Consider the following 19,879-nt stretch of genomic DNA (forward strand, 5'->3'; position numbering starts at 1 on the left):
GGATCCTTTCGCAACGCGAAAGGATCCGACCCCATTACCCCTTGCAGCGGATGCCGGCGTAGAGTCTGGGCGTGCCATGTGCAACCCAGGAGCTGGCCCGTGCGACCCTCGAAGCGATTGATCTGCAGCCTGGCCGTGGCCCTGGGCTTGGTCAGCACAGCTTGGGCTGTGGGATCCGTTTCAGCTGCAGAACCCGACCCCCAATCCGAACCGCCTGTGGCAGACGCCATTGTCGAGGTCACCGGCACGCTGGAGGTTTACCCAGGCGGTCACGGCCTTGGTGAGATCCGCGTAGATGACGGCAGATGCTTTGATCTGGCACTTCCCAAGCACGTGTTGAAGGACAGCCTGCGCTGGTTTGGGAAGCGCGTGGTGATTGCGGGATCCATCCAGTTCCGGCCACGGATGGACGAAGTGATCTGGTGGGAGATCAAGGACCGGAAGATCGAAGGGTTCGGCTGTTCGGAGGATGTGATCTATGTGGAGCGGATTGAGCGGTTGTAGGGCCTGGGGAGGATCCGGGCACTCCTTGAGGGAACATAATATACATTATGCGAAATGGCATGTGACTTCTGACCAGGCGCTAGGCCTCCCCAATTCCAGCTAGACTCGCCTCGGGTTCCAGCCGCCACCCAGGACTGAAAGCGGCCCTCAGACCAGGACTGTCGCCATGCGCTCACCCGCATCACTCATTCTCTGCCTCTCCATCGCACTGGTCACGCTGCCTTGCGCCGTCGGTACCGCACAGGCCGGGCCATCCATAGACTCGCCCGAGTACGCCGAACGCAACGGCATCCAGCTGCAGGTTGAGGCCTTGCTGGGCAAAGAGGATTTCGCGGGTCTGGAAGCCTTGGCCAACAAGTACCGCCGTTCCGGTGAGACCACCACCAGTGGCACGCTCAAGCTGACCCATTTCTACGAAGCGCTGTCGGCGCTGTACGAGGCCGACCGGATTCCGCTGGGTCAGGATGACCCGATGCGCGACCGGATTACACGCTGGGTCAAGAAATACCCGCGTTCTGCAACGTCCCACCTGGCCATGGCCGCCACAATGCTCGGGCGCGGCATGGCGTACCGCGGCTATGGCTATTCCAACTCGATCAGCGCGCAGGATTCCGACAACTTCCATGCCTACACCGAGGCGGCCAGTAAGTACCTGGCCGAGCACAAAAAACACTGTGCGAGCGATGCAGGCTGGTACGAACTGGCATCGTCCGCTGCCGTGCGGCTGAACTGGGAAGCGACCGATCTGATGGCGCTGGTGGATGAGGGCATGGCCAAGCACCCAGGCAACACCATGATTCCGTTCGTGGCGGCCCAGTATTTCTCGCCCAAATGGGGCGGCACCCCCTATGCCGTGGAATCGATGGCACGGCGCGCGCTCGAGACGGTGCCGGAGCGCGACCGCCCTGCCCTCTATGCCCGCATCTATTGGTCCACGGCGGGCAGCTATTACAGCAGCCCGTTTGCTGAAAAGCAGGTGGATTGGCCGTTGATGAGCCAAGGGATTGACGATGTGCTGGCCCGGTATCCGTCTGACTGGAACCTGCAGAACTTCGCCTATTTCGCCTGCCAGGCCGGCGACAAGGCCAAGACCCGCGCCCTGATGGACCGGATTACGCGACCTATGGAGTTTCATGCCTGGTGGGACGGGGATGTGTACGAGCAGTGCCGGCGATGGTCGCGGGAGGGGTCTTGAGGGGCGGCACACTTGGATAGCTCTGATGGAGTGCTTGCCATGCAACGTGAGGCGGATGGACCTGCCGCACGCCATACTGTTGCACGGCACCGCTGCCGCGAATTGGCCGCGAGCAACCTCTTGATAGCTGGGTTGCTGTTTCCGATAACTGGATGAGAACTCATCCAGCCTGGTCACCCTCTGCGCCGCCATGGGGATTGCTCTAGAGATTCGGCCGTTCCTGTCTACAATTTCTGGTCAGCTCCATCTTCGCTGTATTGTCGCGCGACTGACAATCTCGGCATGTGGCTATTCGCTGACAAGCCAGTAAGCTCTTGCCGCACCGCCTCGCTTTGCGTAGTCAATACCAAAGGTCATGAGGTCCGCTAGGTGCGCGTCAACTCGCTGTCGACTAATGCCTGGCTGGACGCCGACGATTGAAAAACTGAGTCTCGTCGCGGGTGTAGCCTGTAGAAGCTGCCTAAGGTCATCCAAGTTTCCCCGAATAAATGTGGAGGGACTCCTGTGACGAGGTTGCATTCGGTCCGCCATGTGGACTACAAGGGTTGGCACATCACAGTAGTACACCGACTTCACCAGTTGCCCAGCAACCTCATATACATCTCCGACTCGGCCGCCACTCGGCGCTCCACCAGCTCCTTTGCAGTGATATAAGGAAATTTCAACATCCCCCTCCGGCGGAGCTGTCACCGCGATGTAGTCGGCAGCTTCTCCCGATCTGTGATCGTAGAACAGGGCGGAGAGCCCAGGGATCTGCAGCAAGTACCGTTCAAGGTGCTCCTGGACCGTCGCCCGGCCCTCCAGATCCTGTCGCTGCTTCACTGCTTTCGTAGAACCGTCGTTGGGCACAAATTCAACTTCGATATCGCAGTCGCTCCAATCAATGAACTCAGCGTCACCGGGCGAGAGCGCGGCAGCCTGCTGGCTCGCCGCGGTCATTTGGTTTATCCCTTCGAAGGACGACTTATCTGCAGCGTAGAAGACCGGCGGATGTTCGGTCAGCCACTCAGAAAGAGCCATCCAAGACTCCGTTGCCGATTCCACCTCGATTCCCAACGCCGCACCTAGCTGCGTCACCATGCATCCTTGGCGTAAAGAGAAACGCATCTGCACTGAGAACTGATCCATGCAAACATTGAAGTCCAAGACTCCGTTAGTCGGATCCGCCACAAAGTCACACAGCTCCCAATCAGTCAAGCGACTGTAGCTGAACAACGCGACACCTGTGGCTCGATGGCGAATGCGTGGATTGGACTTGAATCCAGCCTTTGCCCACGTGGCAGCGATAACTCTGTTTGGAATCTGCCTAAGTGTCGTCGCAGCCTTGACGATATCGAACTGTGTCTGAGCGAAGGGGGCGGTGCCAACCAGTCGCGCGTTGAGTTGCCCGGTCCATGAAATGAACTTGGAGACCGTCAGCGTCTGATTGCTCCAGATTTTTGAGGAACTGCTCGCCCCAACTGTCTCTTTCGCGCCACATGCCGCGCCACTTCCAAAAAAATGCCCTTGCACATACGCGCGACTGTCTCCAGTAGTTACAGCGCGCTCTGCAGCTGGACCCGTAAGCATCCGATATGTTTCGCTTTGAGAGTTGAAGGCTGAATTCTTGAGTCCAACGTTGTAGAACCGAACTCCTTCGAGGCCTGCGCGCGCGCGACTAACCTCCTCGTAACTCAGCAAGCTAAAGCCGGCACAGACCTCCCCCATCAGGCGTCGATAGATTTTTTCTGTGCGTCGCGTCGAACCGATGTAACAAAGTTTCGATTCTGGGAAGTAGATGAGCAGGAATGCATCGTGCCGCACATTAACCAGCACGTCTGAGGTCGCCCAGTTGGGAGGATTCTCGTCCACCGTTAGAATCAAGCTGACCGCACCATCGGTTGATAGCCATTGCTTGACGGCGCGTAGATCTTTGCCAACAGTGTCGCCGACCTTAGAAAAGTCTGGCCTTTCGGCACACCGGAATACGCGCACGTGGGCGTACAGCTCGAGCGCTAATGGCGATACTAGCTCGTAGTTCGACTCCGCGACTCGTGCCACAGGAAGCCGATCCAGGAGAGCCTGACTCTCGGCGTTTCCGACGAGTTCTCGCTGCGCTGCCTCGTCAATCATGCTGGCAAGGCCTACCCCCTCCTTGAGCAACAGGCTTGGCGCTTCTTGGATGCGATCGAGTGGTGCAATTAGAGTGGCGTTTCCCGTAGCTGCGTCAGTTCGCGCAAACCGCCCGATGAATTGGATGGTCGGCACAAGTGAGCGGTGAGGCGAGTGGAGTGCAGCGACCTTCAATTTCGGAAAGTCATATCCTTCGCCAAACATGTCCACACACACTATGCCGCGCAATTCACCGGTCAACAGCCTCCTCTCGCAGTCGTCTTGTGCCCGCTTGCTTATCTTGCTGTCGACGGCCTCAACCTCAACGCCCAGATTTCGGTAAATTGAAACAAGTGCTCGCGCCGACTTTATGCTGCCTGCCCTCACGAACAATCGATGATCTTTGCCGGCTTCTCTATCCGCGTTAAGCTGCGCAACCGCAATCGTCGCAATTGAAAGGTCAACTTCCTCATCATTGAGTGGGTTGACGACAGGGGCCGCGCGAAATGCGACGGGCTGAAAGGCTCCCTCTTCTACCGCGCGCGTCACGGGATATCGATACACCAATCTTCCTGGAAGAACTCGTCCATCGCGCCTAAATGGTGTTGCTGTCAGAAACACGAAGCGCGCTTTTTTGTAGTGTGCAACGAATGCGGCCCAGGAATCTGCAGGGGCGTGGTGAGCTTCGTCAAATATGATCAGGTCAAACAGATCTTCACTGGCCCCAGGAGCAAGCGCAGGTGATGCACTTGCCGCGGTTGTCACCACCACATCCTGGTCTTTGAGAGCCTCCCAAGCCTCGTGGTCGGCCGGGCGCCCCTCCAGTTTGAGGACTTTAGGGTTAGGAGTCTTGTCGCTGATCGCGCCGATGCGACGAAGTGTCGAGAGCTCCTTGAAGTGAGAAAACACCTGCTTTCGCAATGCGCTGGAGGGCTCCACGACTAAAACCCGCGCAACAGGCAACAGCAAAGGAAGAGCCATCATGAGTGATGTTTTGCCGTATCCAGTTGGCAAGCAAACAATCGCAGGGTCGTCGTGCACTGATTCGTGTGCCAGGATAGCGTGCATAGCCCCAAGCTGACCGGTTCGAAAGCCCCGATTCGGCGTGGTTGCTTGTTTAGTAAGATCGAGCGCACCGCGATTTTCGGCAAAGAAGTTCGCCATCTCGCTTCTACCCTAGTCTGCCCCTGTAGACCGCAGAGGTTAACCCAATCTGGGCGGTACGGCAGCTCTTGACTAGTTAGCCTGAGACAAAAACCTGGAGACAAGATATCACTTCATCCGTTCGTCGACCTCAAGCGCCGCACTCAGTCTGCTTGCCTTGCGCAAACTCCGCGTGCGTTTTGCTCCGGGCGAGGGTCGCACCCCCGCCCCGCATCTTTATGGCGTTTGAGTTGAGTTCGTCGGTGGCCGGGGTAGTCGCGCTGACTCCAACCGGCTGACGCCATCAACAGGCAGCAGAATCGCGGATTTCCGCGCCGGATCCCACAGCACATAGCTGTCCCCCAATCGTCCGACCAAGGTAAATCCGCCTTGGACCCTGCCGTCGACAATCACAGAAACCGTGAACTTACTTTCGCCAGAGGTGATCTTTGTAGCGCGATCCGCCCCAATCCAGCTTGATGTAATCGGCACGTAGACCAGCATCACCAGGACATAGACCAGCCATGGCGACTTCTTGACCGCCGCTGGCAGCACAGGTGACATCTGCACAGTTAGCGCACAGACCCCGGTCAGCGCCACACCAATCAGAACCGGCCAGCCGTTCGTCCACCAAAGGCACAGCCCCGAGCCGATGAGGACGATCACCGCGAGCGACCAGACCAACGGACTGAACCTTGGCGTGGTATCGGTCACCTTCTTGTCAAGCCAGCCGCCAAACAGCATCGCGAAAAGCATGAGGAACAGCACCATGCCAATCCCAGCAAGCCCAGCCACTGCAAGCTCACTTACAGCAACAAACTGAAACGGATCCAAGCCAAAGTGGCCCCAGTACGCCTGTAGATAGAAGGCCCCTTGGATCAAACCAAACGTGACAAGCGCCGAACCCCACCCCGCAACATCGGCCATCGTCAGTGTCTTCTGCGCACGCTCCATGTATCCCCCTTCCTGAATGCAGCCCCGCCGCACAGCCACTTGCCGCGCGGCAACCCACAGCCAACGACCCCATTAACGTGACGCGTCACGCCCGCCCAGCACCCCATTGGCGCCCCACCCCACTCCCACTATAGTGCCAGCCCCCACAAGGACGAGGCACCCACATGCCCTATATCGGAATCGGACTCCACGTACTGGCCGCCATCTTCTTCGCGGTACACGCCATCCGCTCAGGCCAGAGCCTCTACTGGCTCCTCCTGCTCTTCTCGTTCCCGTTGCTCGGCAGCGTCGTCTACTTCCTGGCGATCTACTTTCCGGAAGCCCGCCATTCTCGCGGCGCCCGGCAGGCCATCCGCTCTGCCAAGCAACTGGTGAGCCCCGGCCAAGACCTGCGCAACGCGCGGGCCGAGCTGGCGCGCACGCCCACCGTGCAGAATCGGGTTCGCCTGGGCATGACGTTGCTCGATGCCGGCCAGGCCGAGGAAGCCAGAGACTTGCTGGAACACGCCGCCAGCTCGCCGTTGGGCGACGATCCTTACATCCTGACCGGCCTGGCCCGTGCCCGCCTGGAATCCGGCAACGCCGCGCTGGCGGTCGAGACGCTGGACGGCCTGTTCGCCCGCCACCCGGATACACGCCGCAAAACAGAACAGACCCTGCTCTATGCGCAGGCATTGGCCGAAGCCCAGTCGCCCGACGCCCGCGCCGCGTTCGAGCGCGCGGTGGACTGCGGTAACGATGCCGCGGCACGTTGCCTGTACGCCGAATGGCTGATGGCACAGCCGCAGCCGCAGCCGGCCGATCGTGATCAGGCCCGCAGCTTGTTCGACAGCATCCTGGACGATGCCAGGCACTGGTCGCGCCACGCGCGCAGCCACAATGCCGCGTGGCTTGAGCGAGCCAACGTGGCAATGAAAGGCCGCTAAGGGCTGTAGTCCGTCGGCGAGAGGCTCTGAGGTCCGCGCGTCTTTCGCCACTGCATCCACGCGATCGCGGCGACGAAGAACACGCTGCACAGGTAACTTCCTTCCGGCCCTTCCGCGCCACCGGTCAGGGCGTCGAGGCCTTGCGGGCGCAGCGCCACCAACAGCGCCGGCAAGTGCGCATCGATGCCGGTGACGGGCAGTTCGAACCCGGTCGCGAGCAACCAGTTCCACCCCGCATGCCAGCCCATCACACCCCAGATATTGCCGGTCCGCAGTGCCCAGGCGCAGGCGAACAGCGAGAACATGAACATGCCGAGCGTGACCCGAAGCGGCTGGTGCGGACTGAAATGCAGGAAGCAGAAAACGAGCGAGACCAGCAGCACTGCCACCGCGACATTCGTCTTGCGCGCCACCGCCGACAGCATCCAGCCGCGGAAGATGATCTCCTCCACGATCGCCTGGAACATGAAACTCAGTAGCAGCAGACCGATGTGCAGCAGACTGATGGGCGATCGCCAGGCCAGCCCCACGCCTGCCGCCTGCATGCCGCCCGCCATCCAGATCGCGACTACGACCAGCGCGATCGTGCCGAATCCAACGGCCAGTCCGCGCAGGAAGGTTTTCAGCGGCGCTGGACCGGTCAGCCCGATACTCGCCAGCGAGCGCCCTTCGACGAAGCGCACCCAGGCGAGCACGGCCACCAGCGTCGGCGCGAAGCCAATCCACAGCAGCGCATGCACGCCAGCAAGTCCGATCGGATCGCCGCTCGGCGTCGACCAATGCTGCGACTGCATCCACCCGTCCAGCGCGATCACCGGTACCGCGTTGAACAGGATCATGAGGACCGGCGCCAGCCAGGCCCAGGGCAACCAGCCGCGGGCCAGTTCCGGCGAATACAGGGCAATGGGGGTCATGCGGGCTCCAGGCCGACGTGATCGCCGCTGGAAGTTGCCACCCGCGCAGAGGCGTGGCAACCCGTTTGCGACCAAGCCAGAGAAGCCGCCGATGAATGGCCCGGATCGCCGACGGGATGGCGCTGATTGGTCGCGCCACGCGCGCAGCCACAATGCCGCGTGGGTTGAGCGGACCAAGGTGGCGATGAAGGGCCAGTAGCCGGCGCTGACCGAGGCGTCGCATGTCGCATCTGCCCTGCCCTCGGCGGCTGCAGTCGGTTCGCGACAACGCACTTGCCTGAACCGCCAATGCGGGCGCAAGCCTTGCGTGCCAAGGCGTATGCATCGCCGCACAATTTGCAACGATTCTGAAAATGTTGAAAGCAGTGACGGCATCGCCCTTACTGCCTTGGCATCGAGTGCAACCAGGCGTAATCCTTGCCGCGCCACCGAAAACGGGTGGTCGGGGTCTCGAAAATCCTGGTTGTGCAACTGATGTTTGCGCTTGCCAGTCGGCACCACCTTCGCGTGGTGTCGGCTGGCAATCCGTCTGCCGGCTATGGCGGGCGGTGCGTGGGGGCTTCGTGCCCGCCCGGGCTTAGTTGCACACCGGATTTTCGAGCCACGCATCGTCCGCCACCTTTATCGGTGGCGGCTTCTGCCTGCACGCAAGGAGCCCGCCATGACCGCACCCTATTCCCCTGCCCCGCATTCCATCCAGGAACCGCCGGCAGCCGATCCCGCGCCAGACCCCAACACCCTCACTCACCTGCTGCGCAGCATCGGCGCCGGTGCCGCCGCCGACGGCCAACCTTGGCCCGAGCGCCACCCGCTACGCAGTCGACAGATTGCACTGGCTGATGCCGATTGCGCCCTGGCTGGCCAACGCGTGGTGCAGGAACTGCTGCTGGCTGCCGAGCGCGCCCGCCAGAATGGAGACCCTGACCAGGACGTGGGCGACCGGGTAATGGAAGGCCTGGCCATGGCCTGCCTCGCGCTCAATGTCTTCATCCAGGAACGCGTGCGGCCGCTCGGCGCGGGGACGTGAGTGCGGTCATTCCTGGCGTCTAGCCTGATGGTCCTCGCCGCGCTGGCCGCTGTTGCCTTGTTGCCCTGGCCGCAGACCGCAGCCGAAGAGAAGTGGGTCTATCCGAAGGTGGGATTCGCGGAGTTCGAGAAGCTCTATGGCAGTGCGCACGAATTTGTTTCCACGCGCCGAGCAACGGGCTTCACGATCTACCCAGCGAATGCCGTTGCGCCCTCTTTCCAGGTGCGCTGCAAGGGCTTTCCCGTGCTGAGGGTGGAGCGCACAAAACCGACGGTCGCGCTGCGTCTGCCGGCAGACGCCCTGGAGCGTGCGCCGGAAACTGAGGCGCTGTACTTGGATCTGCAACAGTTGATGGCGTTCAACCAGGTTGAGGGGGTCAGCATTCCCGACGGGCGAGCGCGGCCGTGGTGGAGGGCCGGGCCTCCGGTGCCCAGGAATGAACGGTGTGCGCCGCCATCTGGCGACCGGATGATTGATTGGTACAGTGCCGTGCGTTCGGTGGTGCGGAATCAATTCTGGTGATGGGGTGCCGAGGGGTTCAGTCGAGCAAGCTCGACTCTACCCGGTCGTTAAGCCGAATCATTCAAGCCTTCTGTAGAAGATCCAGAATGCGTCTTTCTCAGGCAGCTGCGGACGCTCTGCGGTTCGGATATCGATCTCTATGCTGATCTGCCGAGCGAAGTCCGCAATCACCTCCGTTTCAATGCAGGAAATAGCATCTTCAATATGATCGTCAACTTGCCGATCCAGGAAGAAGTACAGAGTGAGATCATCCGGGCCCGTCACGAAGACGCAGACCGCCACCAGTGAAGGAAACACTTCACCGATCAGTGCACGGCTGACGCTGAGAGATATCTCTTCCCGAAAACTATTCGCCATGAATAACGCCTGGAGGGGGCGATGCGGATGTCATTTCTTGCATAGTGGACAACTCCATGCCGAGCGGCGCTGGGGTTTCCGCCCTCCCCTACGCAGCAGGCCAATCGGTTCCGTCAGGGCCACCTTCCCGGCGCACGTCATTGATCATGCCTGAGTGTATTTCCATCAAGCGCTCAAGCACGCCGTCCAGCTCATCCATGGCCTCAGCAGTATCGCCGTTCGCCAACGACTGTCTTGCGTGCTTCAGATCGGCAATCAGCCCCTGCAGAGTGTCTGACTGCATCGCAACTGCAGGATTTCTTCGGCCGGGAAAGTGCACGGTCGCGTTGTTTCCCGGCTCACCGTATACCGAAATAGACATCATCTTCTTCATGTTTCCGGCATGACCTGATTGTGGAGACAAGATTTGTCGAGGTTCCTCTGAATATATCGATCAGCGAGCGCCCTCTGCTACATGCTACCTGAGCCGATATGCCGGATGAACGCTCCGGCCACGCATCGCGCGCAAGCTCGCGGACGAAGCACGGCACTCCACGACGACTCGGCGCCCATTCGTCACGCCATGCCAATGTGGTTGAACCGTTCAGAAGATCGCTGACATTGGGCGCATCCAACCTCGGCTGCTGGCACGTAGGCATGTGGACAACGCGCCAGAGCTGCTCGCACTGGAGCGTGATCCGCAGGATTGCCTGCACCCATCCAGGGGCCTGATGGCCTCCGCAAGCGAGGACACACACATGCGTACCCAGATTCAGCGTCTTGCCATTGCCGCCGGCATCGCAGTTGCCTGTGCGGTACCCAGCGCGTTTGCCGCCGATAACCCGATGGTGGGGGGCGTGCCGATGTATGCGAACAAGACGATCGTGGAAAACGCGTCCACCGCGAAAGACCTCAGCACGCTGGTAGCTGCGGTAAAAGCCGCCGGCTTGGTGGAAACCCTCAGCGGCAAGGGGCCGTTCACCGTATTTGCGCCCACCAACCAGGCGTTTGAAAAGCTTCCTGCCGGCACGGTCGATACGCTGCTCAAGCCGGAGAACAAGGCCAAGCTGACCAAGGTACTGACCTACCACGTGGTATCGGGCACGTATACGGCCGCGCAGCTGACCGCGGCCGCGCGCGGTAACGGTGGCAGCAGCACGCTGAAGACGGTGCAGGGTGAGCCGCTGACCGTGAAGCTGCAGGACGGCAAGGTGTGGGTGATCGATGCCAAGGGCGGCAAGGCATCGGTAACTACGGCAGACGTAAAGCAGTCCAACGGTGTGGTGCACGTCGTTGATACCGTGCTGATGCCGAAGTAAACCGTTTGCGCGGCGCGGCGCGGCGCGGCGCGGCGGGGTTACTCCCTGCCGCGCCGGCACGCGCTTCTTTGGACGGCTACGCGCATACACCTTGACCAAAGCATCGATCTGGGTGCGTCGGATGGGGTGTCGGCGGTTCAGTCGAGCAAGCTCGACTCTACTGATTCGCGAACGGGTATTCATGAGCAAGCGGTTGGCGTGAGCATCTGCAGCCACAGCAAGATTCCGCAAACGCCGTGCCCCGCCCTGCGCTACGCTTCCACCCAGTCACCGACACGGAACAGGCGGCATGGGAGCGGCACGCAAGGCCTTGTGGTACATCGAAAGCCACTTTGCCGAGAACCCGTCGCTGGCGCAGATCGCCGAGGCGGTCGAGCTTTCGCCGTTCCACCTGTCCCGACTGTTCCAGGTCAGCACCGGCACGTCGATGGCGCGCTACCTGCGCGCGCGCCGACTGACCGAAGCGGCGCGCGCCCTGGCTGCGGGCGATGCGCCCATTCTGGATGTCGCCCTGGCCGCTGGCTATGCCTCGCATGCGGCCTTTACCAACGCCTTCACCGAACAGTTCAAGCTGCCGCCGGAACAGGTCCGCCGCAAGGGTCTGCACGGCCTGGCGCTGGTGGATGCGATAAAGCTCGATGCCCCGCCCCTGCCCTGCGCGGTGGAGCCGGTACGTCGCCGACAGGGCCCACTGCGGGTGGCCGGCATCTGCGCCCGCCATACCGCCGCGACCGTGGCGTCCATTCCCTCGCAATGGCAGCAGTTGGCGCTGACCCGCGAACTGGGGAAGGACATCGCTTTCGGGGTCTGCTGCAACCGTGATGGCGAGGGTGCCTTCGATTACATCGCCGGCATGGAGATCGGCGCGACCGCCGCGGTGCCTTCGCCGTGGCAGGCGGTTTCCATTCCGGCCCGGGACTACCTGGTGGCGTGGCATGCGGGCCACATCTCGACCATCCGCTCCACCTGGTACTGGCTGTTGAACGACTACCTGCCCCGCTCCGGCCTGAGCCTGGCCGACGCCCCCGACTTCGAACGCTATGACACCCGCTTCGACGACCGCACCGGCAACGGCGGCGTGGAAATCTGGCTGCCGCTGTCCGACCCGACATGAACCAAGGAGCTTCTTCCGTGCGAGCCTTGCCCTACGCCTGCCTCCTGCTGTCCTGCTTGTTCGCCCCGCTGGCATGGGCAGCCGCGCCCTCTTCCGCAGTGGGCGAAACCCATGGCGTGGCGCACACCCCCAGCGCCGCGGTGCGCGATGCCGGGCACCGCGACGCCGTGCGGTACACGGTGTGGTATCCGGCGCGACCCGGTGTGGAAGAGCAGCCGCTGGCCATCGGGCCGCCGGGGGAGCCGTTGTTCGTGGCAGGCGCTGCTGGGGTTGATGCCCCCGCTGCGCCGGGCCGCTGGCCGGTGCTGCTGCTGTCGCACGGCAATGGCGGCAGTGCCCGCATGATGGGCTGGTTCGGCACGGCCATGGCGCGCTCGGGCTACGTGGTGGTTGCGGTTGACCACCCCGGCAACAACGGCGTGGACGCGATGACCGAGGCCGGCAGCATCCTGATGTGGAACCGGGCCGATGACCTTGCCGCGGCGTGGGCGGCGGTGCAGGCCGACCCCGCGCTGGCGCCGCATCTGGATGCCGGGCGGCTGGGTCTGGTGGGCTATTCGGCTGGCGGCTTCACGGCGTTGGTGGCGGCCGGTGCGCGGCCGGATATGTCCAGGCTGGCCGCGTTCTGCAAGGCATCGCCGAGGGATGGGGTCTGCCTGCCGCAAGCGGAGAACGCAGAATTGACCTTTGAGCGGCGGATGGCGGCGGTCGCAACGCCGGAACTGGCGCCGTGGGTGGGAAAGTCTGCAGAGGATCGGGCTATTCCAAGCGTTCGCGCGGTGTTTTTGATGGCGCCGGCGATCGTGCAGGCGTTCGAGCCGTCTGAGCTCGCACAACTGCAGGCGCCGATCTCTGTAGTGGTGGGTGAGGCTGATGCGATTGCCTCGCCGGCCACCAACAGCAAGGTGATTGGCGAGGCGAGAGATAACGCGGTTGTGCGGGTACTGCCCTTGGTCGGGCACTACGATTTTCTGGCGGAGTGCACGGAACTGGGGCGCAAGGTCGTAGGAGCGTTGTGCGAGGTGAAGGCCGATAAGGTGGAAACGCATCGGGCGGCGATTCGACAGGCCAAGGCGCTGTTTGAGGCTGCGCTTCGGTAGGTGGTGCAGTCGAGCAAGCTCGACTCTACGGGTGGGCGGCGGTGCGAACGCGTTCGGCCGCCTCCCGGCTGACGCGGGCTTCGAGGACGTCGGCCAGCCTGGACAACTGTTCACGCCGCAGGCCCGTGTTCAAGCTGATGCCAATGTGGGACTTCAACTGGGGCTCCACCCCGGACATGGCGGCCAGCATGCTGACGGTAGCCAGCTCGCGGCTCTGCCAGTCCAGATTGTCGCGCTCGAAGATGTCGCCGAACAGGTGGGTACGCAGGTACAGATTTGCCTGCGGCGCAAAGTCGAACAGCGGCCCGGAGACCGGTCCACCGGCCAACGTGGTCTGGTTTGCCGTGCCTGCAGCGAGCAAGGCGTCGCCCGTGGGAATGGGCTTGCGCGGCTCGCGGCCGGGGTCATCCTGGATGCCCCGCTGCTTGCGCGCATCGGCCACCTTCATCAGTTCGCCCAGCGCGTTCAAGCTGCGCGGAAACCCGGCATACGCGTAGACCTGCAGCAGGATCTCGCGCGTTTCAGCCACGCTGAGGCCGGCATCCAGGCCTTGGTTCAACGCCTGCCGAAGGCCATCCATGTTGCCGGCCGCCGCAAAAGCGCTGATTGGGATGATGGCTTGCTGGCGCGCGTCCAGTTCAGTTGTGGAAGCGTGGTTCGCGTTGCTGTTCATGGCTGCTCCTTCGTGTGCGAACGCCATCTGGCCGGGGGCGGCAGCAAGCATCGCTGCGCCCATCAGAATGGCGAGATGGCGGAACCGCGACGTGCGGTCACTTGGCTTCGTACTGGGCATCGGTCACCTTCTCCATCCAGGTTACGTTCTGGCCATCGCGCACGCCGGTCACCGCAAGGTGGGTCATGGCGGTGCCGGGGGCAGCGCCATGCCAGTGCTTCACTCCCGGCGGGCACCACACCACATCGCCGGGGCGCACCACTTGGACGGGCTTGCCCCACTCCTGCACCCGCCCAACGCCCGAGGTGATCAGCAGGCGCTGGCCGGCGGGATGGGTGTGCCACGCCGAACGTGCACCCGGCTCGAACGTCACCAGCCCGCCGGAGGCGGTGATGCCGGCGTCGGCAGGCCAGACCGGGTCGATGCGAACGTTGCCGGTGAAGTATTCCGACGGGCCCTGCGTGGATGGCTGATCCCCGGCCGCCGTGATCTGCTGTGCGGGCGCTGCGGCTCCGGCCGCGTATGGAAGGCCTAGCAAGGCCCACATTGAGAGGACCAGGATGCCTCGCACTGATGTTCGCAACAGCATCTCAGCTCCCTCCTGCGGTGTGAGCCGGTTCCAGCCCTTTGACGGATGCTTGGGTGCCTGCGTGTTTGATATCCATGAGATTCACCTCGCTGTGGCGGATAGGAATGCAGCCAACTACTAGAACGCCTCAATGCGGGCCTTCACCGGCCCCGCAGCACGAAGGATCTGCAACCCGCCTTCGATGCGGCCCAGCCGTGTAAGACCCTTTGAGTAGCCGAAGGGCTTGTGAAAGATCGCCAGGTTTCCCCACGGTGCGTAGAAGGCAATATCGCCTGCCACTGGCGTGATGCCCTCCGGCTCGCCGGTCACGCTGAGACGGCGCGGAAGCTGTGCGATCTTTTCGGTCGCCGCGTAGTCCTCAAGCTGCAGCGTCAGCGGTAGCTGGGCGATGAAATCGCGTGCGGGGATGCTGTCTTCCAGGGTGGCGGTGAGCACCTGATCGTTGATGATGACTCTGATTTTCATGGAGCGAGACTCCGCAGTGGTCGATGTAGATCGCCTCATGAGCCCTGCGCTCCCATGGCGATGGCCGGCCGCGAGCTGGATGCGGCATCGCAGGCGGTGACATAGGCCAACAGCGCGGCAAACAACAACAGGCCGGCACTGGCCAGGAACGTGCTCGCAAAGCCGAAGCCATCGAACAGCAATCCACCCAGGGTGGCACCCAGCGCGATGGAGCACTGCACGACCGCAACCATCAGGCCGCCACCCGCCTCCGCGTTGTCGGTGAAAGTGTGGGCCAGCCAGCTCCACCAGCCCACCGGCGCGGCCGTGGCCAGCAGCCCCCATGCCGAGAGCAGCGCAGCCGTCGGCCAAAGCCGGGGCCCCAGCAGAACCAACGCCAACGCAATCAGCGCCATTACGGCCGGAATGCTCACCAGCGTGCGGTACAGACCGCGCTTGATGAATGCTCCGATGGCAAACGTGCCCAGCAAGCCACTTGCACCGATCGCCAAGAGCACCAGCGGAACGGCGCTGTCTGCTGCATGTGTCACACGCTCCAGGAACGGCCGTACGTAGGTAAACAAGGCAAACTGCCCCATGAAGAAGGCACCGCAGGCAATCATGCCAAGGGCCACCACGCGCCTGCGCAGCAGTGCAAATACCCCGCCCTGTGCACGCCCCCGTTCTGCGGCCATGGAGGGCAAGCTTGCCCATTGCCACGCAAAGGCCACTGCAGCGACCGGCACCAGGCACAGGAATGCACCGCGCCACCCGATCACACCGCCCAGGTAACTGCCCAATGGCGCCGCAACCACGGTTGCAAGCGCATTGCCACTGTTGAATATCGCCAGAGCGCGCGGAACCTTTGCCGCCGGCACCAGGCGCATGGCCGTTGCGGCAGACAGAGACCAGAAGCCGCCGATCACCACGCCAATCAGCGCACGGCCGGTCATGTAGACCGGATAGTTCGGGGCCAACGCCACAACCACCCCCGACACCGCCATCAATGCGGTGAGAAACAGCAGCAGCGTTCGCCGGTTGATGGTGCCCGCCAACCGGGAAATCGACAGGCTGGTGAGCACTGCAAATGCGCCCGAGATGGCAATCCCGTAGCCGGCAAGGCCCTCGCTGACGCCCAGGTCTGCCGCCAACGGGGTAAGCAGGCTCACCGGCATGAATTCAGAGGCGATCAACGCGAAGACACACAGCGTCATCGCTAAGACGCCGCCCCAGTGGGCGCGACCGGCGGTGGTATCGGCGTGGCTCATTGCGTGGCAAGACCGCGCTGGAAGAACGTTGTCAGTTTCTCGAAGGGAATCAGGTTCGTCCGGTCGTACAGGTCCACATGACCGGCCCCCTTCACCCAGTAGAGCTCCTTCGGCTGACCGGCGTTGCGGTACGCATCCTCGCTGAATTCACGGGAATGCGCGGTGTCGCCAGAGATGAACAGCATCGGCCGGGGCGAGATAGTCTCGATGTCGTTGAACGGATAGAAGTTCATGAACTTGACCAGGCTGCTGAAGAGCGGCTGGGTGGTCAGCTCGGCGGTATCGCCCTTGGGTGTGTAGGCGCCGCGTGGGGTGCGGTAGTAGTCGAAGAACTCGCGCTGGATGGCGGTCGTGTCAGCATCGAGTTTGTTTACCGTGCCCGGCACGTACACTGCGGCCCCGCCCTTGAATTCAACCAGGCGCTGGTCGGTTGCGGACTGGATGACTGCCTTGCGCTGTTGCAGGGATTGCCCGTTGTTCAGCCCCTGCCGTGCGGCGGCCCCCATGTCGTACATGCTGACCGTGGCAATGGCCTTGATGCGCGGATCGATCTTGGCGGCACTGATCACGAAACTGCCGCTGCCGCAGATACCCAGCCCGCCGATCCGATCCGGGTCCACGAAGGTCTGCGTGCTCAGGAAGTCCACGGCCGCACTGATGTCGTCCGAGTAGATTTCCGGCGCCACCAGGTGCCGCGGCGTGCCGGCACTTTCGCCCCAGTAGGAGAGATCGATCGCCAGCGTCACGAAGCCCTGCTCGGCCAGCTTCTGCGCGTAGAGCTGCGAGCTCTGTTCTTTCACCGCGCCCATGGGGTGGCCCACCACCACGGCGGGGGCGCGGCTGCCCTCAGGCAGACCCTGCGGACGGTAGAGCGTCCCCACCACTTCCATCTGGTACTGGTTCTGGAAGGTGACCCGCTCCCCCTTTACCGTGGGGCTGCGGTAGAAGTTGTCGGCCCCTTGCGGACGGGACCCCGCGGGTGCATCCGCGGCCATGGCCGAAGCCGGAAGGGAGAGGCTGGCGAGCAGCGCCAGCAGCAGCGTGGTGCGTTTCATGGGCGTGTGGCCTCGGTCGGGATTCCAGGTCGCCACGATAGGCCGCGCCCCGTACGCCGATAAGCCGGCTGAAAGTTGATGCATTGCTGAGTTCAGCTCACAATTGGTCCATGAGCACCGTGAAGACCAATGATCTGCAGGCGTTCCTGGTGGTGGCGCAGGAGCAGAGTTTCACCAAGGCGGCCGTTCGCCTTGGGGTCACGCCCTCGGCGCTGAGCCATTCCATGCGGCTGCTGGAAGAGCGCCTGGGCATCCGCCTGCTGGCCCGGACCACGCGCAACGTGTCCCCCACCGAAGCCGGCGAGCGCCTGATGCGCTCCATTGCGCCGCACTTCGAGGCCATCGGCGCAAGCGTGGAAGCCCTGGGCGATCTGCGCGACCGCCCGGCCGGAACGCTGCGGATCTCCTGCACGGATGATTCCATGGAGACCGTCATCCGCCCGCGGCTTGCCGGGTTCCTGGCCGAGTACCCGGACATCACGCTGGAGTTCTACGTCGATTACGGCTTCACCAATGTGGTGGAGCAGCGCTTCGATGCCGGCATCCGGCTGGGTGAGGCGCTCAGCAAGGACATGATCGCGGTCAGGGTTGGGCCCGATTGGCGCCTGGTGGTGGTCGGGTCGCCCGACTACTTCAGGAAGCATCCCAAGCCCCGCAAACCTGCCGACATAACCCGGCACCGTTGTGTGCACATCCGGCATCGGCCCAACGGTGCCATCTATGCCTGGGAGTTCGAGGAAAAGGGCAAGGAGTTCACCGTGCGCGGCGACGGACCCCTGGTCTTCAACAGCATGATCCACGTCATCAATGCCGCACTGGACGGGCTGGGCCTGGCGTACGCGCCAGAGCCGATGGTGGCCGAGCACATCGCGCAGGGAAGGCTGGTGGCGGTGCTGGATAAATGGTGCGTTCCTTTCCCTGGTTACCACCTGTACTACCCTAACCGTCGGCAGCCCTCGCCTGCATTTGCGGCGCTGGTGGCGTGGCTGAGGCAGGATCAGTAGTAGCAGTACAGAAGTTCAGGCGAGCACGCACCGGGAATCGGTGAGAGACGGTGCGCTGCATTTGCTAAGGCCATGCGATGACGATACTGCGGGGCCGAAATGGGGCCTTCACCCCGTCTTTGAACCGGTTTGTCTGCCGGCCTTCTAGGCTGGCCACTCCTTCAACGCTGGAGCGCAACGATGGCGATCAAGACCGCAGAAGACCTGTTCATCCACGAACTCTCTGATATCTACAGCGCCGAGAAGCAGCTGACCAAGGCACTGCCCCGCTTTGCCCGCGCGGCCGAGAACCCGGACCTGGCCGCGGCTTTCGAAACGCATCTGGAAGAAACCCAGGGCCAGATCGAGCGCATCGATCAGGTGGTGGACGTGCTGGGCATCCGCCTGAAGCGCATCAAGTGCGCGGCCATGGAGGGCCTGGTGGAAGAAGGCAAGGAAGTGATCGATGCCATCGACAAGGGGCCGGTGCGCGATGCTGCGCTGATTGGCGGCGCGCAGAAGGTCGAGCATTACGAAATTGCTTCCTACGGCACGATCGCGGCCTTGGCCAAGCAGCTGGGTTACAAACAGGCCCTGCCGCTGCTGCTGGAAACGCTGGAAGAGGAAAAGGCCACCGACGAAAAGCTGACCCTGCTCGCCAAGGGGGGCGGCAACGCCAAGGCGGCGCAGGCGGCCTGAGCACGCTGCCTCCGTTCCACGGCGCCGCCGGTGAAGGCGGCGCCTGATCTACGGCATGCCCCAGGGAGATCTGCATGCATCCGGATGTACTGGGCTGGGCGGCGACCGCGGTGCTGATGGCTACGCTGATCCGCCAGATGGTGAAGCAGTGGCAATCACCCCACCCGGAAACGGTCTCAAAGTGGCTGTTCCTCGGCCAGATTACCGCTTCGATGCTCTTCACGATTTACAGCGCCCTGCTGGGCGCCACTGTTTTCGTGGTGACCAACGCGCTGCTGTTGGTGACGGCGCTTGTGGGCCAGGTCATGGCGTGGCGCCGGCGGCAACGACGAGGAAACCTACCCCGCAATGAGGTGGCGCCATGAAATCACGCAGCGCGCTGATCATCATCGACCTGTTCAGCCTGTTCGACTTCCCGCAAGGGCGGCGGATGGCGCCGCTGGCCGTGCAGGCTGCCGAGAAGGCGTCTGCCCTGCGCGCTGCATTTGACCAGCGCGGGTTGCCGGTGATCCATGCGAACGACAATTTCGGTGATTGGAAGCGTGATTTTCCGGGCCTTGTGGCGGCCTGCCGCAAGCAAGGCGGCGCCGCCGCGCAGATTGCCACAACCCTTTCCCCGGCGCCTTCCCATTACTTCATTCTGAAGCCCAAGCATTCCGCGTTCCTGGCCACACCGCTGCCGGTGTTGCTGGCCAAGCTGCAGGTTCGCCGCGTGGTGCTTGCCGGAATGGCGCTGGATTCCTGCGTGCTCGCCACAGCGCTGGATGCCAATTCCCGCGAGTACGAAACCGTCATTGCGTGGGAGGCGACGGCCGCCCTGCCCGACCGTCAGCAGCCTGCGCTGCAGCTGCTGCAGCGCTCAGATGCGGCAAAGGTATTGGACAACCGGGACGTGATCGCGCTACTGGACAACACCGAAGATGAATAGCGCCCCCAGTGATCAGGCCAGGTGCGGTTCGGCCACGGCGGCCAGATAGTCCATGGCCGCCCATGCCGACTGGCGCGGGTTCGTGAAGCGGGCAG

The 19,879-nt window shown here is 62.7% G+C and carries 22 protein-coding genes; 12 read left to right on the forward strand and 10 right to left on the reverse strand.

Annotation, left to right across the window (positions count from 1 at the left end):
* Positions 1–216 precede the first annotated feature (216 nt).
* A complete protein-coding gene (locus IAE58_RS15530; RefSeq protein ID WP_199933282.1) occupies positions 217–504 on the forward strand; it encodes a hypothetical protein in 288 nt (95 codons plus the stop codon).
* A 166-nt stretch (positions 505–670) separates the two neighbouring features.
* Positions 671–1,699: a hypothetical protein gene (locus IAE58_RS15535; protein ID WP_199933283.1), complete on the forward strand. Its 1,029-nt coding sequence runs from the start codon at positions 671–673 to the stop codon at positions 1,697–1,699.
* Positions 1,700–1,987: 288 nt separating this feature from the next.
* On the opposite strand, the gene IAE58_RS15540 is transcribed toward IAE58_RS15535, so the two are convergent.
* Both IAE58_RS15540 and IAE58_RS15545 read right to left on the reverse strand, forming a co-directional pair.
* Positions 1,988–4,954, reverse strand: coding sequence for a DEAD/DEAH box helicase family protein (locus IAE58_RS15540; RefSeq protein WP_199933284.1), 2,967 nt, complete (start codon positions 4,952–4,954; stop codon positions 1,988–1,990).
* A gap of 216 nt (positions 4,955–5,170) precedes the next feature.
* Positions 5,171–5,887, reverse strand: a complete 717-nt coding sequence (locus IAE58_RS15545) for a hypothetical protein (protein WP_199933285.1) — start codon at positions 5,885–5,887, stop codon at positions 5,171–5,173.
* A gap of 164 nt (positions 5,888–6,051) precedes the next feature.
* On the opposite strand from IAE58_RS15545, the gene IAE58_RS15550 reads away from it, so the two are divergent.
* A complete protein-coding gene (locus tag IAE58_RS15550) occupies positions 6,052–6,813 on the forward strand; it encodes a tetratricopeptide repeat protein (RefSeq protein ID WP_199933286.1) in 762 nt (253 codons plus the stop codon).
* Here IAE58_RS15550 and IAE58_RS15555 read toward each other — a convergent pair.
* The gene (locus IAE58_RS15555) at positions 6,810–7,727 is read right to left on the reverse strand and encodes a type II CAAX endopeptidase family protein (protein WP_199933287.1); all 918 of its coding nucleotides are present in this window, start codon (positions 7,725–7,727) and stop codon (positions 6,810–6,812) included. The genes IAE58_RS15550 and IAE58_RS15555 overlap by 4 nt on opposite strands.
* A gap of 661 nt (positions 7,728–8,388) precedes the next feature.
* Between IAE58_RS15555 and IAE58_RS15560 the strand changes: the two genes are divergently transcribed.
* Together IAE58_RS15560 and IAE58_RS15565 are read left to right on the forward strand one after the other, a co-directional pair.
* Positions 8,389–8,754 (forward strand): hypothetical protein, encoded by a 366-nt coding sequence (locus tag IAE58_RS15560; protein ID WP_199933288.1) that lies wholly within the window; start codon positions 8,389–8,391, stop codon positions 8,752–8,754.
* A gap of 27 nt (positions 8,755–8,781) precedes the next feature.
* On the forward strand, positions 8,782–9,276 hold the full coding sequence (locus tag IAE58_RS15565) for a hypothetical protein (protein WP_199933289.1): 495 nt from the start codon (positions 8,782–8,784) through the stop codon (positions 9,274–9,276).
* 57 nt (positions 9,277–9,333) lie between these two features.
* On the opposite strand, the gene IAE58_RS15570 is transcribed toward IAE58_RS15565, so the two are convergent.
* Both IAE58_RS15570 and IAE58_RS15575 read right to left on the reverse strand, forming a co-directional pair.
* Positions 9,334–9,633, reverse strand: coding sequence for a hypothetical protein (locus IAE58_RS15570; RefSeq protein ID WP_199933290.1), 300 nt, complete (start codon positions 9,631–9,633; stop codon positions 9,334–9,336).
* An 88-nt stretch (positions 9,634–9,721) separates the two neighbouring features.
* Positions 9,722–10,006, reverse strand: coding sequence for a hypothetical protein (locus IAE58_RS15575; protein WP_199933291.1), 285 nt, complete (start codon positions 10,004–10,006; stop codon positions 9,722–9,724).
* Positions 10,007–10,370: 364 nt separating this feature from the next.
* Here IAE58_RS15575 and IAE58_RS15580 point away from each other — a divergent pair, with 364 nt between their 5' ends.
* The 3 genes from IAE58_RS15580 to IAE58_RS15590 all read left to right on the forward strand — a co-directional run bounded on the left by IAE58_RS15580 (position 10,371) and on the right by IAE58_RS15590 (position 13,145).
* The gene (locus tag IAE58_RS15580; protein WP_199933292.1) at positions 10,371–10,931 is read left to right on the forward strand and encodes a fasciclin domain-containing protein; all 561 of its coding nucleotides are present in this window, start codon (positions 10,371–10,373) and stop codon (positions 10,929–10,931) included.
* 289 nt (positions 10,932–11,220) lie between these two features.
* A complete protein-coding gene (locus IAE58_RS15585; RefSeq protein ID WP_199933293.1) occupies positions 11,221–12,045 on the forward strand; it encodes an AraC family transcriptional regulator in 825 nt (274 codons plus the stop codon).
* Positions 12,046–12,143: 98 nt separating this feature from the next.
* On the forward strand, positions 12,144–13,145 hold the full coding sequence (locus IAE58_RS15590; RefSeq protein WP_325166862.1) for an alpha/beta fold hydrolase: 1,002 nt from the start codon (positions 12,144–12,146) through the stop codon (positions 13,143–13,145).
* A 25-nt stretch (positions 13,146–13,170) separates the two neighbouring features.
* On the opposite strand, the gene IAE58_RS15595 is transcribed toward IAE58_RS15590, so the two are convergent.
* From IAE58_RS15595 to IAE58_RS15615, 5 genes are all read right to left on the reverse strand, one after another.
* Positions 13,171–13,818: a carboxymuconolactone decarboxylase family protein gene (locus tag IAE58_RS15595; protein WP_199933295.1), complete on the reverse strand. Its 648-nt coding sequence runs from the start codon at positions 13,816–13,818 to the stop codon at positions 13,171–13,173.
* 97 nt (positions 13,819–13,915) lie between these two features.
* Positions 13,916–14,407, reverse strand: coding sequence for a cupin domain-containing protein (locus IAE58_RS15600; RefSeq protein ID WP_325166861.1), 492 nt, complete (start codon positions 14,405–14,407; stop codon positions 13,916–13,918).
* A 117-nt stretch (positions 14,408–14,524) separates the two neighbouring features.
* Complete coding sequence (locus IAE58_RS15605) at positions 14,525–14,872, reverse strand: cyclophilin-like fold protein (RefSeq protein ID WP_199933296.1); 348 nt, start codon at positions 14,870–14,872, stop codon at positions 14,525–14,527.
* Positions 14,873–14,907: 35 nt separating this feature from the next.
* Positions 14,908–16,119: an MFS transporter gene (locus IAE58_RS15610; RefSeq protein WP_199933297.1), complete on the reverse strand. Its 1,212-nt coding sequence runs from the start codon at positions 16,117–16,119 to the stop codon at positions 14,908–14,910.
* Positions 16,116–17,174 carry an alpha/beta hydrolase gene (locus tag IAE58_RS15615; protein WP_199933298.1) on the reverse strand — a complete coding sequence of 353 codons (1,059 nt, stop codon included), beginning with the start codon at positions 17,172–17,174 and terminating at the stop codon, positions 16,116–16,118. Before IAE58_RS15615 ends, IAE58_RS15610 begins: the two co-directional genes overlap by 4 nt.
* Positions 17,175–17,284: 110 nt before the next feature.
* Between IAE58_RS15615 and IAE58_RS15620 the strand changes: the two genes are divergently transcribed.
* The 4 genes from IAE58_RS15620 (at position 17,285) to IAE58_RS15635 (ending at position 19,784) form a co-directional block, all read left to right on the forward strand.
* Entirely contained in the window at positions 17,285–18,178 is an 894-nt protein-coding gene (locus tag IAE58_RS15620; RefSeq protein WP_199933299.1) for a LysR family transcriptional regulator, read from the forward strand.
* Between the two features lie 180 nt (positions 18,179–18,358).
* A complete protein-coding gene (locus IAE58_RS15625; protein ID WP_199933300.1) occupies positions 18,359–18,856 on the forward strand; it encodes a DUF892 family protein in 498 nt (165 codons plus the stop codon).
* A 74-nt stretch (positions 18,857–18,930) separates the two neighbouring features.
* On the forward strand, positions 18,931–19,221 hold the full coding sequence (locus IAE58_RS15630; protein ID WP_199933301.1) for a hypothetical protein: 291 nt from the start codon (positions 18,931–18,933) through the stop codon (positions 19,219–19,221).
* A complete protein-coding gene (locus tag IAE58_RS15635) occupies positions 19,218–19,784 on the forward strand; it encodes an isochorismatase family cysteine hydrolase (protein ID WP_199933302.1) in 567 nt (188 codons plus the stop codon). Before IAE58_RS15630 ends, IAE58_RS15635 begins: the two co-directional genes overlap by 4 nt.
* Positions 19,785–19,879 lie beyond the last annotated feature (95 nt).

Source organism: Stenotrophomonas sp. S49 (assembly GCF_016624905.1).
GTDB lineage: Bacteria > Pseudomonadota > Gammaproteobacteria > Xanthomonadales > Xanthomonadaceae > Stenotrophomonas.